This window comes from Acinetobacter sp. V115_6, assembly GCF_031799025.1.
Taxonomy (GTDB): Bacteria; Pseudomonadota; Gammaproteobacteria; order Pseudomonadales; family Moraxellaceae; genus Acinetobacter; species Acinetobacter pittii.
Genome location: NZ_JAVQNO010000005.1, coordinates 1 through 16,834 on the forward strand (window position 1 = coordinate 1; position 16,834 = coordinate 16,834).

Consider the following 16,834-nt stretch of genomic DNA (forward strand, 5'->3'; position numbering starts at 1 on the left):
AGTCCCTATCGTCTAGAGGCCTAGGACATCGCCCTTTCACGGCGGTAACCGGGGTTCGAATCCCCGTAGGGACGCCAAATTCTAAAAAGCCACTGCATAACGTCAGTGGCTTTTTTCTTGCCTAAAAAATAAAAAGCCAATCTATGATTAACTTTTTATATGCTCTATCAACCCGCAATTCCTACTTGTACTTCAAGACGACCAGACTGCACTCGTAGTCCTCTAATTTCAAACTGATCTACGAGCTGCTGCACAAGCTCGCGACTTTCTCTCAAAATATTCAAGCCCGGTAAAATACTAAAATCAGTCAAACTCAGAAGCTTTTCAACCATCCATGAACGGTTGTTAATAAAGTCAATAAATCCTGCTTGCTCTAGATCAATAAACCACATCCGGTGACCATCGCGTTGGATTCCAGGAATATCGCCAATCAAGTGATTAATGAGTGATGGAATAGGTAACATATTTACCACTTCGAAACCAACTCGACCAATACGGCGTACAGCCCAATTTGACAAGGTGCCGCCATGTCGAATCTGGACATCAAGACTTTCATCCATTTGACGCAGGCGTAAGAATTTTTCCTGCCCAATACGGCATTCCAGTACTTTAAAATCTAAACTCAAACGATACATGAAGCGATGATAATGCCCATCAATCTCCACTTGGAAACTGTCATTGCCGCACTTAATTTTAATATCATCAATTTCTGAGCGATCTATGCGCTTACGAATCTGATTATTTAATAACATTTCAGGTAAGTACAACGTTAAGGTACTTTTTCCTAAAAAAGTTCGAGCCATAATCAACGCGACTTGGCGTGCTGTTTCACTGGTTTCAGACACCATATCTCTTACCGTGCCAGCTGCCAGATTTGTCATTCCGACAACTCCACGTCGTGTATGCGTAGTTACTTGATCGAGCGCGTCCAAAGCAGCATCGGCAACCTCTGCAATATTACGTGTCGTGTCGCTAGCAAACCCAACTGCATCTTGGGCATGTTGTAATGTCTTATGCAGTAATCGACGAGATAATGACGGTTTAGCAGTATCTGGGGTAGCTAAAACCGGTGCTGTCGTTGTACGCTGCGACTTATTGTCATCTTGTTGACCCAAGTCCCTCTCTCCTTTTTATATTTATCCCACATCCTATTCGAGTATTTAAGCTCATTTATTGTGCTAATCACACTTCATTTTTCTGTAGATTAGCATGCTCTACAATATTATTTTATTTTTTATGTGTACGGATAAATCATCCGTTTTTTATATTTCTTTGTTTATCCATAAGTAATTTTTCTCCTAACTCAATGCATTTCATCGATATATTACAAATTTTTTTCTTTCTGCACATTTCCGTTAGAATAGATTCAAACTAAATGTGGAGTTCCCATGCAATATCGTTGCCCTAAATGTCAAAGTGTTAAAATTATGCCTGTGAGCCAAGGCGTTAACAGCGCAAAACCTGTCGTTCCTAAAAGTCTGGTTATCTTGATTCCTGCAATTTTTGTGCTTTTACTGTTAGTAGTCATTAGCATCTTTATGTGGATTTTTGGCAATGGTGCAGGTAGTTCTCTTCAAATCGCAACAGTAGTTGCATTTGTGGTTACTGTAGGGGCAGGTTTTATGTTCTGGCGTGATTTGCCTGATTTCAAATTGTCTATGCAGGCATTTATGCAGTCACAAAAACACTGGAAATGCCGTGACTGCAATAACGAATGGGAAATTTAAAAAAACTGTTCACATCAGCTCAATGCTGATGTGAATGTGCATTATCTGCATCATCATGTTTATGCGAAGCATGTTGAGCAATATGCTGACAATTGATCTCGGCATCGTCCTCAATTTGCAATGTCACTTCACCAATACCATGTTCATGGGAAAGCATTTCAACAGCATCTTGATACAACTTGGTACGATCAGCTTCAGGCGCAAATAAGTGCACTGTTAAATGGATGTTTTTAGAAGTGATCGCCCATACTTTGAGTTGGTGAATACTTTCCACACCATTTAAAGAAAGTAAATCTGCACGTAGCTTCTCAATATCGACCTCTTCTGGCACACCTTCGAGCAAAATGTTAATACTTTGCTTAAGTAAAACCCATGTTCTTGGTAATACCCAAAATCCAATCAGTACTGCAATAAGCGTGTCAATCCAGTACCAATTAGTGAAGTAAATAATAATTGCACCAATAATAACGCCTACTGAACCTAGTGCATCACTCAATACTTCTAGATAAGCACCTTTCACATTTAGGCTGTTATTGGCACTCGACATCAGGATTTTCATTGAGATGAGGTTAATTACCAAACCAATAGTCGCTACAACCAACATTCCCACACTTTGAATTTCAGGTGGCTTAGAGAATCGGATATAGGCTTCATATAAAATATAAATTGCCACCACGAACAGCATGAGTGCATTAAATAAAGCGGCCAGAATTTCAAAGCGTTGATAACCAAAAGTACGCTTATTATCAGCGGGACGTTTTGAAATCTGAATTGCGACCAGAGCAATTGCCAAAGCAGCTGCATCTGTAAACATATGCGCAGCGTCAGAGAGCAACGCCAGACTTTGTGTGATTAAACCTGCAATAACCTCAACAATTAAAAATGTCGTAGTAAGCGCCAAGGCAATCGTTAATTTCTTGGCATTACCTTCAGTCACTACAGCATGACTATGGTCATGACCATGTTGTCCACCCATTTTGCGGACTCCTTATTATTTATCTTTATGGTGAGGTAAAAGTAACCATGAATTCATGTTTACCTTTACCTGTTTCAAATACTTTTCTGACTCAAACTTTTTCATCAAAAAAGATATCTCAAATCGATGACATTATGAATGCTCAACTTTATTCGTCTTGCTTTCATTCATCCATCGATAAATGACTGGCAATAAAACCAGCGTTAGTATCGTAGATGAAATAATGCCACCGATTACTACCGTTGCCAAAGGTCGTTGTACCTCTGCACCAGTTCCAGTTGCTAAAGCCATTGGAATAAAACCAAGTGAAGCAACAAATGCCGTCATTAATACAGGGCGTAGTCGCAGTACAGCACCTTTCCAAGTTGCTGTATGAACATCTAGGGTTGCTCTTAGCTCTTTAATGAATGTGAGCATGACCAAACCATTCAATACCGCAACACCTGATAAAGCGATAAACCCGACTCCAGCAGACATAGAAAGCGGAATATCTCTCAGCCACAAAGCCACTAATCCACCAGACAGAGCGAAAGGAACTCCACTAAATACCAGTAAGCTATCTTTAAAGTTACTAAATACCGCCATCAGCAATACAAAGATCATGATGAGCGCCATCGGTACGACGATTTGCATTCTTGCAGTGGCAGAAGCAAGATTCTCAAATTGCCCTCCATAGCCTAACCAATAACCGCTAGGTAGCTTTTGCTGCGCCAGTTTGCTTTGCATCTCTTGTACAAAAGACCCAAGGTCACGATCACGCACATTTGCCGTCACAATCACTCGGCGTTTGCCATTTTCACGGCTCACTTGAGCAAGGCCCAGAATATTCTCAACCTTGGCAACGTCTTGTAACTGGATCAGACCGCCGTTTGGTAAGCGAATCGGTAATTGTGCTAGCTGCTGAGGCGTACGCATGTTTTCCTGCAAACGAATCACAAAATCGAAACGTCTATCACCCTGTAAAATTTGCCCTACGCTTTGTCCTCCAATACTCGCAGCGACAATATCCTGAATAGACTTGACTGATAATCCATATTGTGCAGCCAGAGCATGATCAACATCTACATTAAGTAATGGCAAACCATCAGTCTGTTCAACTTTGACTTCACTGGCACCTGGAATACTACGTAGCTGTTGGGCTATTTTTTCCGCTTCCTGATTGAGGACTTGCATATCATCCCCAAAAACTTTCACCCCGATATCACTACGGACGCCTGAAATGAGTTCATTAAAACGTAGTTCAATCGGTTGCGAGAATTCACTGTTATTACCAGGAATCTGATTCACGAATTGCAGCATTCTGGTACGCAATTCATCTATCGTTTCTTTAGGGTTTGGCCATTGATCGTGTGGCTTTAATAGAACAATACCATCGGAAATATTTGGAGGCATGACATCGGTAGCAACCTCGGCTGTTCCTGTTCTTGCAAAAATGGCTTTAATTTCAGGGAAAGCTTTGAGTAACTGCTTTTCTACATTCTCTTGAATCTTAAGCGACTCTTCTATGCCTGTGCTCGGTGCACGCATGAGTTGTAATGCAAAATCACCCTCACTGAGTTGAGGTGCGAACTCACTCCCCACTCTTGTTGCAATAGCACTTGTCAAAATTAAGATGCTGACCGCTGCTGTGACAACAACATATCGAAAGGCATATGCTTTATCGAGTAAGCCTGCATAACCTTTTTTCAGCGTCATCATCCAGCGGCTTTCTTTTTCCTTCACTTCACCCGTAACAAACAGAGCTACTGCTGCCGGAACAAAGGTCACAGATAAAATAATTGCTCCCAATAATGCTAGGACAACGGTCATTGCCATAGGATGAAACATCTTTGCTTCAACGCCTGCTAAAGCAAAAATTGGTAGGTACACGACCATAATGATGATCTGACCAAATATTAATGGTCGGCGTGCTTGTTTAGCCGCTAGAAAGACCTCAGTGAAACGTTCGGAACGTGTTAATAAGCGACCTTTTAAATGCTGCGCTTCAGCTAAACGCCGAATACAGTTTTCAACAATAACAACGGCCCCATCAACAATGATCCCGAAGTCCAAAGCGCCCAGACTCATCAGGTTGGCACTGATTTTCTGTTCTGCCATACCGGTTAAGGTAAAAAGCATTGCCAATGGGATAATACAAGCAGTGATTAAAGCGGCGCGAAAGTTTCCTAAAAAAATAAAAAGGATAACGATGACTAAAATCGCCCCTTCAATCAAATTTTTAGCTACTGTTTTAATCGCTTTATCTACGAGGCTACTACGATCATAGACTGTTTCAATCACCACGCCCTGAGGAAGTGATCTCTGAATTTCCTGAACTTTGTCGTCAATGGCCTTGGCAATGGTTTTACTGTTTTCACCCATCATCATCATGGCGATACCCAAAACAGTTTCCTGTCCATTATAGGTAGCACCACCCGTACGCAAGTCATGACCAATCGATACTGACGCTACATCAGCAACCCTTATAGGCAAACCGTTTTTCGTGGCGACCGTAACGTTCTGAATGTCTTGTATCGATGTCAGCATACCCGGAACACGAACTGTGAGTTGCTGGCCATTCTCTTCAATAAATCCGGCACCACGGTTTTCATTATTATTTTGAAGCGCATCCTGTAAGTCGGTGAGTGGAATTTGCAACTGTTGTAACCGTGTCAGATCTGGAGAGACCACATAGGTTTTGTTATATCCACCAATGCTATTAACCTCGGCTACCCCTTGTACACGTTGTAACTGGGGCCGAATAATCCAGTCTTGAATTTCACGCAGGTCCATCGCGCTATAAGCTGAACCATCTGCTTTTTTAGCATTTGGCTCTGCTTTTACCACCCATTGATAAATCTCACCGAGTCCAGTCGAAATTGGAGACATTTGCGGATCAATGCTATCTGGTAAAGCACTCTTAGCCTCTTGTAAACGTTGGTTAATCAGCTGTCTTGCCCAGTAAATGTCAGTACCATCTTTAAAGATAATCGTGACCTGAGAAAGACCATATCTGGAAATTGAACGAGTCTGTTCCAGATTTGGAATACCAGACATGGCATTTTCAATCGGATAAGTAATCCTTTGCTCAACTTCTGGTGCTGTAAAACCATTGGCCTGACTATTGATTTGTACCTGTACATTGGTGATATCAGGCACAGCATCAATTGAAAGTTTTTGATAGCTATAAATTCCGACACCAATCCAAGCAATAACAAACATCATGACCCAAATGGCGTTGTTAATTGAAAACTGAATAATTCGATCAAACAAACCTTCAGCCTTTGGCAAATCAGGTTTATTAATGTCCATGCTCAGCCTCCCCTTTTTCAAGTTCGGACTTGAGCAAGAAACTACCTTGAGTCACATATTGCTGCTTTTCAGTAATTCCAGATTTAACCTCTACCCATTGTGCATCTGAAGAATAATTGCCTAACTCTACCGCAACAGGAGCAAAATGAATTTTGTCCTTCTCCTGTTTTGCAATAAAGATGACATTCTTGCCATCAATCTGTTGTATCGCTGTCTTATTAACTCGTAATACAGTCGCTGCATTATTTTGTTTCAGTAACACATTGACCATTAAGTTAGGGCGTAATTCTTTTGAAGGTGTGAGTACCTTGGCACGAACCTGTAGACGACCAGTTTGAGTATCCGCTTCTGAAGTTAAACTTTGTACCTGTGCTTTAAAAATGTTGTTCGTTTGCAGTGATTTAAATTCAATTTCCTGATTAGGCTGAATATTGGTATTTGCACTTGGTAGCACAAATTCGACCCATAACTGATCTAGGCGATCAATAACAAATAATTGTTTTTCAGGACCAATTTGCTCACCAATGACAATATCTTTATTACTGATTACACCACTTAAAGGCGCAGTTAAAACATATCGGCCTTTACTTGAGCGATTCGCTCCCAAGGCAGATAAACGGCTATTTGCAGCTTGTACCTGAATTTGTGCCTGACGATAAGCATTGTAAGCACGCTGATAATCTTGACGTGCTGAAACACCTTGTTCCCACAATTGCTTTTCACGCTGATAATCTTGCTGCGCTAATGTCAACGCTTCTTGTGCCATGCTTAAATTGGCTTGTTGATCGACCAAATCCGGTACAAATAAAGTTGCAAGCGCTTGACCCTTTTCAACTTGTTGTCCCAACACAACATTTACGCTATCTACACGCGCAGAAAACGTTGAAGAGACATGTGCTTGCTGGTCTGTATTTACAACCAGTTTGGCAGGATAAGAGAGGCTCTGTTCAACTTCTCCACGTCCTACTTGCTCTAACTTCACTCCATATTCAACCAGTTGCTTAGAAGTTAGGTTTAAACTTCCTTCCTCTTTTTCAGATTCTTCATGACCAGCTTCACCCTCTGCATGCTCTTCTTCACCTTCAGTATTAGGCTGTTTTTTTCCAGAGAAAAATAACCAAGCACTTAAAGCAAGGCAGACAATCAGCAGCAAAATAGCAATAAACCATTGGTTTTTCATTTTTTTAACTGACATTACTCTACCCCTCCAACTGTCGGCAACTTATAGGTGTCTTGCCATAAATTTTGATTAATTTGATTTAATGCATCTCCAGACATCACCATATTTGGATCGATCCCGAGAGCTAAACTTTCTGCCTCAATTGCTTTTTGCCAAGCAGATTTAAGTAGTTGAACTTTTTTCAAACGTTGTTCTTGTAATTGAAGGGTAGATTGCTGGACATCAGTAATTGCAAATTTACCGACTTTAAAGCCAAGCAACATTTTCTCTTGTACCGTCTCTGATAAAGGGATTTGCTGCTCATTCATTAAATTATATTGCTGTTTTAAACTCGCTAACTCGTACTGTAGAGTACGGATGGAATTCTGGCTTTGCTTTTTATAAAAGCTCTGCTGCTGGTCAATTAAATCGAGTTTGCTTTGAGCAACTTTGAGTGCATATTGCTGGCGATTAAAAATGTTTAAAGGAACTGCTATACCTACTCGAATCTGATTTTCGGTACTGCTCGTTTCTGCGGTTTTACTACGAACCACGCCCATATTTACAGTAGGCGTAGGCCGATTTTTTGCCTTTAAATAATTAATTTCAGAATTTTGTTGTATTGCTTGAAGCTGTAGGGACTGTTCTAACAAATTCTGTTTTAGATATTGGTCGATATCACTTTCATTTTTTAAAGGCCACGCACTTTTTATATCCGGGCGTAAGGTGAAGTTATCTTCTGTCTCACCCCATAAGTTAGCCAATTTTCTTTTAGCACTACTCAGTGATAATTCAACTTCCTGATATAAACGCTGATTTTCAACATGCGTCATAAGAGTTCGATCTAAATCAACCTGAGCAATACTGCCGGCCTGAAAGCGTAAGCGGGTAGCATCAAGAAGATTTTTACTCGTTCTTAACTGGGCTTTAGCAACTTCATGTTCAAGCTCTAAAATAGATACTTGTGACCATAAATATTTTACCGCCAGCTTCAGTTGAGCCTCATATAAAACCTGATTTAACTCAACTTGATTTTGCTGAACACTTGCTAGTTTTTTTGCTGCGGAACGTACACCAAAAATATCTAGTTTTTGCGAGATTCCGAGTTCTAATTCCTGATCTTTTCCAGATTTAAAACCCGTTTGCTGTACAGAAACCGTCGGGTTTTCCCATAGCTGGCTCTGTTTGATATTGCTCTCGGCAATATCTTGTTGAGTTTGCCAAATTCCTGTTTGAGTCTGAAATTGCTTAACCTGATCAAGCACCTGCTCAAACGTTAAAACCTTCTGTACCTGCTGCGATTGAGTATTCTGCGTGAGGTTCTGATTTGCACTAGCAACAGTTGTTACAACGCTAGTTGAAAGCGCAACTGCAACAACTAATGATTTCAGTACCCAAGATGTGTTCAGACTAACGAAACGCTTTTCGTATAAAAAAATAGACATAAAATAACCCTATGAAATAAATAATATTTCTGGTGGGCTAATTTTCGGCTACCCCACCTATAGCAGGGTTAAAACAGGAGGCGGGTCTTGTTTAGAAATATGAGGGGACTTATAAGAATTGGACCAATAATATTGTTGTTTTGGCTCAGATGACAGTATTAACGGTGAAACAAGTTTTTCTTGTGCTTCTACAATCACAACATGAAAACATGAAGGTAAATGGTCATGATGATCAGACAAAGTTAAAGGAGCTTTATGAGTAGTTCCTACGATATCTGTCTTTTCCGTATGGCTATGCTGTGAAGCTTCATAACTCAACGCTGCATGATGACCAAAATGATGTAATGCCTTTTCCTGATTTTCATGGGCGCAAAATGCTGCTGCCACATTCCATAAACTTTGGAATATAAGCAAACAGAATAAGACGGACATGAAAAGTGCAGAACGTGGCAACAGCACACCATTAAACTAAGAAGTTGAACAAAGCCACTATAGCAGGCTATCGGCATGTAATAAAATTACATCTATAAATAGCAGTATAGAAGCGATCCTAATCTCGCCTGAGTAAAGATAAGAATAAATCATTAAGAATTTTTATCTTTACTCATAGGAAACTAATTATTAAGTAATTAGTTTCCTAAAAAATAAAAATTATTTACGCTTACAAGTTAAATGAGGATTCTTACTTTTTTCAGCTTTAGCTTTTGTTTCTTGCTGAGACTTAATATTCTTTTCGAGGAATATTAACCCTCCATCAGCATGAGCCAAACTTGTTGAAAGAAGTAAAATCAGCAAAACTGATTTTTTATTTAGTTTAATAGACATAATAATCACCTGATCTAAATATTCCGAATTTATTTAAGGATTTAACCCAGAAATAAAATTAATTTTTCGCATGCCTTAATTAATCACCTCAGGACAAATCTTCTGAATCTCTAAGAAGCATGCGGATATACTTTCATTTCATTTTTAGAACCAACTAAACAATGAAGGGAGAACACCGTGCAGTCGCAACTCATCAAAAAGTTGGACTAAGGCCGCAACCCAGATAAACCACACCACCTGCGTCAAAAAAATACGGAAATGTTTCGGTGAAACCTGATAGAACTCAGGCTCTTTAAAATTTTTGAAACTTGGTAAAAAGCGTGGAATTGTCTTTATATAATCTGAATATGCAGTTCCATATTTTTCACTCAGGAATGCTTCTTCTTGGCGTATAACAAAATAGTAGTAACAGAGAAAATAAAGCGTGAATACTATTGGAAAGATAAACGTCTCTGTAATCAACATGATCCCGACTCCACCCAGATAACTAAACAGATAGAGTGGATTTCTACATAAAGAATAGGGACCGTCTGTCACCAACTTGGCATTCTTAAATCCGGAAATGTAAAGACTGCACCATATTCTTCCCATTACTCCGATGCCCACAAAAAACCATCCAAAGAACCATAAAATATGTTCTATAAATGCCGCTTGGAAATGCCATTTACTAAAACTTAAAGCAAGAATAATAGCTAAAATCAGCCCAATCACTCGGGAGCTCACAGTTCTAACACGGGGGGTAAATAAAATATTCATTTCCATAAACCTCCATCACTGTGAATCATCAGAGATGAGATAACCGATTCATTAAAATGATATTTTTGTTTTCCGGAAAGATTTGACAGAACCTTATATCCCGCCTTGTCATTAACATAAAGACGTGAATGTTTAAACGAGTAATCTACATAGAAGATTGCTGCGCTTTGTTTGCACATATAATTAAGCATAAAATAACCCTTTGAAATAAATAAATTTCTGGTGGGTTATTTTTCGGCTACCCCACCTATAGCAGGGTTAAGACAGGAGGGGGATTTAAAGAGCCAAGATACGGAGACTGATAAGAATTAGACCAGTAATAGATTTGTGAAAGCTCATGTACACGCACAAAAGGTTCTTGAGCTTGTTGTGCATTTTCAGTCATCACTACATGAAAACATGAAGGTAAATGATCGTGATGATCTTGCCAGCTTAATGGAGCATTCTCAGAATTTTCTACAATACCAACATGTTCAGTCTGCATATGGTCTGAAGATTGATATACATTTAAATCTGCATGATGACCGAAATGTTGTAATGCCTTTTCCTGATTTTTATGCACGCAAAATGCCGCTGCCACATTCCATAAGCTTTGGAATATAAGCAAACTAAACAAGACGGACATAAAAACTGTAGAACGTGGCAACGGTACACCATGACAGTAAATTGCACAAAGTCACTATAGCAAGCGATACCAATGTAATAAAATTACAAAATGATTTTTGGTTAATTTATCGCTGTTTTAAAAAAGTTTTTTCTTTAGAAAAATTAATTTCCTGTTTGAGTTCCTGCAATGTATAAACTATTTTCTACCCTACTCGTTGTCGTCTGTTTAAATTTGAGTGCTTGTGCCACGACATTACTTTCAGAAGCTTTACCTAACGAAACCACAAAAACCGAGAAGATCATTTTAGCAAAAGATCAAATCATTGCTTTAGGACAAGCTGTTCAAAACCAGCAAGAACAAGGGATCATCTTTGTAGGCAAAGACTATAATTATTTAATGACCGAGGGAAGCGCTGAGCTATCAAAACTTCTTCATGCAATCCCAGCAGATCAGCGAAGTCTGACCAATCCGTCCCCACTGGTACTGACCATGGATGATCCCAATCATTTTCATGGAGAACTTCAATTCCTATATAAAACTCCTCTATTCTCTCTTTCTGAACAACAAAAAGAAAATTTAAAAAACCTAGGATTTAAAAATCATTTTGTTGTGATAGAAAATCAAAAAGATGTTTTATATCCTTACGCTTTTCTTAGCTTTAAAGGACAAATATATAAAGCTCCAGACATACAAAAAATTCAACAAACCCTTCCCATTCCTTATCCTATCGCCTTACAGCAAAAATATGAAATAACAAAGAAACATCCGTTTAAACGTGTAACTCGTATGGCACTTTATCCGTTAGCGATGGCATTTGATGTGGTCACGGTGGCCCCTTCTCTGATATGGGCAGACTTACGAGGTGACTTTACAAAATAGAAGTTCCTAGGCAAAACTAATTAACTAGCTCTTAAGCTGGTTTTGTTTAAAGAAATTTCTTTTGTTTGATATTTATAAATTTTCTCAAAAGTCTTTTGCGTTAAATAATAGCTATTTTTTAATTTTAAAAGCTCTAATTTCCCTTAAGAATGCCACTATTCTCATAGTAGTTTCACTTAGCGTAAAAACACGTGTAACTTTTATGTAAGCCAAAACTTCATTATTTTTCATCCAAATGCGCTATATCACATTTACAAAAAAAAACATAATATTTCAATATAAGGGACTAGCTTAAAAGTGTGAGTCAATTCAATTAAATTGAGGAACAAGGGAGACTATCATGAATATGAAATCAATCAAGTATAGGCTTAATCACTTGTTTGCTTTTGAAAACTTACCTTCTGATATGCATTCACAAGCAGTTGATGAAATTGAACAGGGTTTACGCTTTGAGGAACTAGCCGAGCAAGACCATGAACGTATGCAAAACTGGTTAGATGTAACTCCTAACGACCGAAATGCTATGTGGTGCTACCTACGAGCAGCTTTACGTGGTAGCTCTGACGCTTCTTTTAAGCTTGGTATCGGTTATCTAAATGGTCAATTTGGATTAGATAAGAATTATCGTGAAGCTGAAAAATGGCTACAAAAAGCAGCAAGTCAGGGACATCCCGATGCTGAACGCTGCTTACAAGAAGCGTTTAGCAAGCTCGCATTTTCTTAAAATAAAAAACCAGCCCTTAGGCTGGTTTTTTAAATTAACAGAGATTAGCCGCTAATTTTTTTGTATTTAGTACGTTTTTGAACAGCGTCTTCACCTAAACGTGACTGACGGTATGCTTCATATTCTGCATAGTTACCTGTGTAGAATTCTGGCTGTTCATTTTCAAATGACAAGATGTGTGTTGCGATACGGTCAAGGAACCAACGGTCATGCGATACCACCATTACCGTACCTGGGAATACAAGAATTGCATCCTCAAGCGCACGTAAAGTTTCAATATCCAAGTCGTTTGATGGCTCATCCAGTAAGATAACGTTTGCACCTTGCTGTAAAATTTTCGCAAGTTGTAAGCGGTTACGCTCACCACCAGACAATTCGCCTACGCGTTTTTGCTGATCTTGACCTTTGAAGTTAAAGCGGCCGATATAAGCACGTGAAGCAATTTCATAATCGCCCACTTTCAAGATATCTAAACCACCAGACACTTCTTCCCAAACAGTTTTGTTATTGTCTAGAGTGTCGCGAATCTGACCCACGTAAGCCACTTTAACTGACTCACCTAGAGTCACAGTACCTGTATCAGGTTGCTGTTCGCCAGTCATCATACGGAATAAAGTCGTTTTACCCGCACCGTTTGGACCAACGATACCCACAATTGCTGTTGGAGGTACAGTAAACGATAAGTTTTCGTACAATACGCGGCCGTCAAATGATTTGCTGATACCTTCCACTTCCACAACTTTATTACCCAAACGAGGGCCAGGTGGAATGTAGATTTCAGACGTTTCATTACGTTGCTGGAATTCTTTAGAGTTAAGCTCTTCAAAACGCTCCATACGCGCTTTGTTTTTCTTTTGCTGACCTTTCGCATTTGAACGAACCCATTCAAGTTCTTTTTTCAATGCTTTAGCAAAAGATTCTTCTTGTTTCTGCTCTTGTTCTAAACGAGCATTTTTTTGCTCTAACCAAGAAGAATAGTTACCTTGGTAAGGAATACCATGCCCACGGTCAAGCTCCAAGATCCACTCGGCAACGTTATCCAAGAAATAACGGTCATGCGTAATCGCAACGATTGTGCCAGGGAAATCTTTCAAGAAGCGCTCTAACCAAGATACCGATTCTGCATCTAAATGGTTCGTCGGTTCGTCAAGAAGCAACATGTCTGGCTTTGAAAGCAATAAACGGCAAAGTGCTACACGACGGCGTTCACCACCTGAAAGCTTAGTTACGTCTGCATCCCAAGCTGGAAGGTTCAAGGCATCTGCCGCGATTTCAAGCTGGTTATTTAAGTTATGTGCATCCCAAGCATGGATAATTGATTCTAATTTTTCCTGCTCTTTTGCAAGTGCATCAAAATCTGCATCCGGATCTGCATATTCTGCAAAAACCTGATCAAGGCGCTCTAATGCATCTAAAGCTTCACGCACGCCATCTTCAACGTTACCACGAACGTCTTTAGTCGGATCAAGAGGTGGTTCTTGCTCTAAATAGCCGATTTTAATTCCAGGTTGTGCACGAGCTTCACCAGAGAAATCTTTATCTACGCCAGCCATAATACGAAGCAAGGTAGATTTACCTGCACCGTTCAAACCGAGCACACCAATTTTGGCACCCGGGAAAAATGATAAAGAGATGTCTTTTAAGATTTCGCGCTTTGGCGGAACCATCTTAGACACTCGGTTCATCGTATAAATATATTGGGCCACGCAGGACTCCTCAATTGAAAAACCAATACATCGCATAAGCGATAAATAATCGCGCGTATTATACGCTGAAAACCCCAACAACTTGAAGTTATGATTTCCATCGTACGGATTTATCAAACAATTTTCTTTTTCAATAAGTTGCAAAATGTTTATGGATAAGATTTATACAGCTTTTCAGCGTATATTTTTCTATCTTTATTCCTAAAATTAGAAAACAAACCAGAATTTCTGCAATTTTGTACATAAATTTTAGGCTAGACTCGCTCAATATTTAACTCACGAAGATGAAGTAATCATGACTTATAAAGATGAAACCTTAGCAATTCATGCTGGCTACTCACCCGAAGCAACAACAAAAGCGGTTGCGGTCCCTATTTATCAAACCACTTCATATGCATTTGATAATACACAGCACGGTGCCGACCTTTTCGATTTAAAAGTTCAGGGCAATATTTATACTCGCATTATGAACCCGACCACTGCTGTGCTTGAGCAACGTCTTGCTGCACTCGAAGGAGGAATTGGTGCTTTAGCCTTGGCTTCTGGAATGGCAGCGATTACCTATGCTGTCCAAACGATTACAGAAGCGGGAGACAACATTGCCTCCGTCTCAACTTTATATGGCGGAACTTATAATTTATTTGCCCACACCTTACCAAAACAAGGCATTGAAGTTCGCTTTTTTGATTATCAAAAACCTGAAAGCTTACGTAATTTAATTGATGATAAAACTAAACTTGTTTTTGTTGAGTCGATTGGTAACCCCCTCGGAAATATCATCGATTTAGAAGAAATTTCAAAAATCGCACATGAATATGGCGTACCTGTCATCGTCGATAATACGGTTGCCACCCCTGCCTTATTAAAACCGTTTCAATATGGCGCCGATATCGTTATTCATTCTCTTACCAAATATATTGGTGGACACGGTAATAGCATTGGTGGCGCGATTATCGATAGCGGCAAATTCCCTTGGGGTAAATATCCAGAGCGCTTTAAAGTTTTGAATACACCTGACCCAAGTTATCACGGGGTTAATTATGTCGAAGTTTTAGGTGAAGCAGCCTATATTGCACGAGCTCGTGTAGTGCCATTACGTAATACAGGCGCGGCAATTAGCCCACTGAGTGTCTTCTTAATTTTACAAGGTCTCGAAACTCTAAACCTCCGCATCGAGCGTCATACTGAAAATGCTCAAAAAATTGCAGAATATTTACAGACTCATCCAAAAGTAAAATGGGTTAACTACGCAGGTTTAAAAGATCATCCACAACATCAGCTTGCTCAAAAATATGTAAAAGGTAAACCTTCTGCAATTTTATCTTTCGGCGTACAAGATGGTCTCGAAGGCGGCACTCGATTCATCGATGCTCTTCAATTATTTACTCGTCTCGTTAATATTGGTGATGCAAAAAGTTTGGCGTGTCATCCTGCAACGACGACTCATCGCCAGCTTAATGAACAAGAGCTTAAATCTGCTGGTGTAAGCGAAGATATGGTACGTCTTTCAATTGGAATTGAGCATATTGATGACTTAATTGCCGATTTAGAACAAGCACTTTCAGCTGTATAACTTTTAAACTATTCAACAAGCCTCTGGAAATAGAGGCTTTTTTCATTTTTTTGTTCATTATATAACTAAAATAATTAATGGATTAAGATACTATTTTAGAGTTTTTACTCTAAATAAATTGTTAAATTTCATATATTTACAGACTAGACAATTTTTAAACATCTATTAAGATAAAGACAATATTTATGAGTTCATCTGGATGAATCTACGGTTGTAAAAAATAAAAATTACATACCGGAATAAATAGTCCCTGCCCCTACTTAGGTAAAATGCTGTGAATAAAAAATTAGAAGCTCTGTTCCAGAAAAAGGTACAAGATAAAGTCATTTTAGTGACAGGCGCCTCGAGTGGAATCGGATTAACGATTTCAAACAAACTTGCTGATGCTGGAGCCCATGTTTTACTGGTTGCCCGTACTCAAGAAACTTTGGAAGAAGTAAAAGCAGATATCGAAAAACGTGGCGGTAAGGCATCAATTTTCCCATGTGATCTCAACGATATGGAAATGATTGACCAAGTTTCTAAAGAAATTTTAGCGACTGTTGATCACATTGATATTTTAATTAATAACGCAGGTCGCTCTATCCGCCGTGCTGTACATGAGTCTTATGATCGTTTTCATGACTTTGAACGCACGATGCAATTAAATTATTTTGGCGCGGTTCGCCTAGTTCTCAATATCTTGCCGCATATGATTCAGCGTAAAGATGGACAAATCATTAACATTAGCTCCATTGGTGTGTTAGCAAACGCTACTCGCTTCTCTGCATATGTCGCGTCTAAAGCAGCGCTTGATGCATTTAGCCGCTGTCTATCTGCCGAAGTTCATGCACACAAAATCGCAATTACTTCAATTTATATGCCATTGGTTCGTACCCCAATGATTGCACCAACTAAAATTTATAGATATGTTCCAACCCTTTCACCTGAGCAGGCTGCTGACTTAATTGCTTATGCAATTGTGAAACGCCCGAAACGTATGGCAACCAACTTAGGTCGCTTAGCTTCAATGACTTATTCTGTAGCACCGGGCATCAATAATATGTTTATGTCGATTGGTTTCCGTTTATTCCCAAGTTCAGATGCAGCGAAGGGACAAAAAACTGAGAGATTAAACTGGGCACAAAAAGCTTATGCACGTATTTTCCCTGGTGAACACTGGTAAT

Annotated in this window: 16 protein-coding genes and 1 tRNA gene; 6 read left to right on the forward strand and 11 right to left on the reverse strand. The window is 39.3% G+C overall.

The genetic code is table 11. From position 1 onward, the window contains the following. Position 1: 1 nt before the first annotated feature. Positions 2-77, forward strand: a tRNA-Glu gene (locus RMA94_RS00870). 90 nt (positions 78-167) lie between these two features. On the opposite strand, the gene RMA94_RS00875 is transcribed toward RMA94_RS00870, so the two are convergent. Then, entirely contained in the window at positions 168-1,115 is a 948-nt protein-coding gene (locus tag RMA94_RS00875) for a hypothetical protein (RefSeq protein WP_202724377.1), read from the reverse strand. 273 nt (positions 1,116-1,388) lie between these two features. On the opposite strand from RMA94_RS00875, the gene RMA94_RS00880 reads away from it, so the two are divergent. Then, positions 1,389-1,727 (forward strand): hypothetical protein, encoded by a 339-nt coding sequence (locus RMA94_RS00880; protein ID WP_002117013.1) that lies wholly within the window; start codon positions 1,389-1,391, stop codon positions 1,725-1,727. Between the two features lie 19 nt (positions 1,728-1,746). Here the strand turns inward: RMA94_RS00880 and RMA94_RS00885 are convergent, their stop codons facing one another. The 9 genes from RMA94_RS00885 to RMA94_RS00925 all read right to left on the reverse strand — a co-directional run bounded on the left by RMA94_RS00885 (position 1,747) and on the right by RMA94_RS00925 (position 10,825). Further along, complete coding sequence (locus RMA94_RS00885; RefSeq protein ID WP_005067046.1) at positions 1,747-2,703, reverse strand: cation diffusion facilitator family transporter; 957 nt, start codon at positions 2,701-2,703, stop codon at positions 1,747-1,749. A gap of 132 nt (positions 2,704-2,835) precedes the next feature. After that, complete coding sequence (locus RMA94_RS00890; protein WP_311081475.1) at positions 2,836-5,994, reverse strand: CusA/CzcA family heavy metal efflux RND transporter; 3,159 nt, start codon at positions 5,992-5,994, stop codon at positions 2,836-2,838. Beyond that, entirely contained in the window at positions 5,984-7,189 is a 1,206-nt protein-coding gene (locus RMA94_RS00895) for an efflux RND transporter periplasmic adaptor subunit (RefSeq protein ID WP_311081477.1), read from the reverse strand. The genes RMA94_RS00890 and RMA94_RS00895 overlap by 11 nt, the downstream gene beginning before the upstream one ends. After that, a complete protein-coding gene (locus tag RMA94_RS00900) occupies positions 7,189-8,598 on the reverse strand; it encodes a TolC family protein (RefSeq protein WP_311081480.1) in 1,410 nt (469 codons plus the stop codon). The genes RMA94_RS00895 and RMA94_RS00900 overlap by 1 nt, the downstream gene beginning before the upstream one ends. Before the next feature lie 57 nt (positions 8,599-8,655). Beyond that, entirely contained in the window at positions 8,656-9,051 is a 396-nt protein-coding gene (locus tag RMA94_RS00905) for a cation efflux protein, CzcI-like (protein WP_328704248.1), read from the reverse strand. 198 nt (positions 9,052-9,249) lie between these two features. After that, positions 9,250-9,423: a hypothetical protein gene (locus RMA94_RS00910; protein WP_311081482.1), complete on the reverse strand. Its 174-nt coding sequence runs from the start codon at positions 9,421-9,423 to the stop codon at positions 9,250-9,252. 144 nt (positions 9,424-9,567) lie between these two features. Beyond that, positions 9,568-10,185 (reverse strand): isoprenylcysteine carboxylmethyltransferase family protein, encoded by a 618-nt coding sequence (locus RMA94_RS00915; protein WP_081312936.1) that lies wholly within the window; start codon positions 10,183-10,185, stop codon positions 9,568-9,570. Continuing rightward, on the reverse strand, positions 10,176-10,370 hold the full coding sequence (locus RMA94_RS00920) for a hypothetical protein (protein WP_262522321.1): 195 nt from the start codon (positions 10,368-10,370) through the stop codon (positions 10,176-10,178). Before RMA94_RS00920 ends, RMA94_RS00915 begins: the two co-directional genes overlap by 10 nt. Positions 10,371-10,426: 56 nt before the next feature. Beyond that, positions 10,427-10,825 carry a cation efflux protein, CzcI-like gene (locus tag RMA94_RS00925; protein ID WP_002060055.1) on the reverse strand — a complete coding sequence of 133 codons (399 nt, stop codon included), beginning with the start codon at positions 10,823-10,825 and terminating at the stop codon, positions 10,427-10,429. Positions 10,826-10,972: 147 nt separating this feature from the next. Between RMA94_RS00925 and RMA94_RS00930 the strand changes: the two genes are divergently transcribed. Then, on the forward strand, positions 10,973-11,665 hold the full coding sequence (locus tag RMA94_RS00930; RefSeq protein WP_311081485.1) for a hypothetical protein: 693 nt from the start codon (positions 10,973-10,975) through the stop codon (positions 11,663-11,665). A 340-nt stretch (positions 11,666-12,005) separates the two neighbouring features. Continuing rightward, positions 12,006-12,389: a tetratricopeptide repeat protein gene (locus tag RMA94_RS00935; protein WP_002116715.1), complete on the forward strand. Its 384-nt coding sequence runs from the start codon at positions 12,006-12,008 to the stop codon at positions 12,387-12,389. 44 nt (positions 12,390-12,433) lie between these two features. On the opposite strand, the gene ettA is transcribed toward RMA94_RS00935, so the two are convergent. Continuing rightward, positions 12,434-14,095, reverse strand: a complete 1,662-nt coding sequence (gene ettA / locus RMA94_RS00940; protein ID WP_005067029.1) for an energy-dependent translational throttle protein EttA — start codon at positions 14,093-14,095, stop codon at positions 12,434-12,436. Between the two features lie 295 nt (positions 14,096-14,390). On the opposite strand from ettA, the gene RMA94_RS00945 reads away from it, so the two are divergent. Both RMA94_RS00945 and RMA94_RS00950 read left to right on the forward strand, forming a co-directional pair. Beyond that, the gene (locus RMA94_RS00945) at positions 14,391-15,668 is read left to right on the forward strand and encodes an O-acetylhomoserine aminocarboxypropyltransferase/cysteine synthase family protein (protein WP_068613942.1); all 1,278 of its coding nucleotides are present in this window, start codon (positions 14,391-14,393) and stop codon (positions 15,666-15,668) included. Between the two features lie 274 nt (positions 15,669-15,942). Then, on the forward strand, positions 15,943-16,833 hold the full coding sequence (locus tag RMA94_RS00950; protein ID WP_311081486.1) for an SDR family NAD(P)-dependent oxidoreductase: 891 nt from the start codon (positions 15,943-15,945) through the stop codon (positions 16,831-16,833). Position 16,834: the final 1 nt, after the last annotated feature.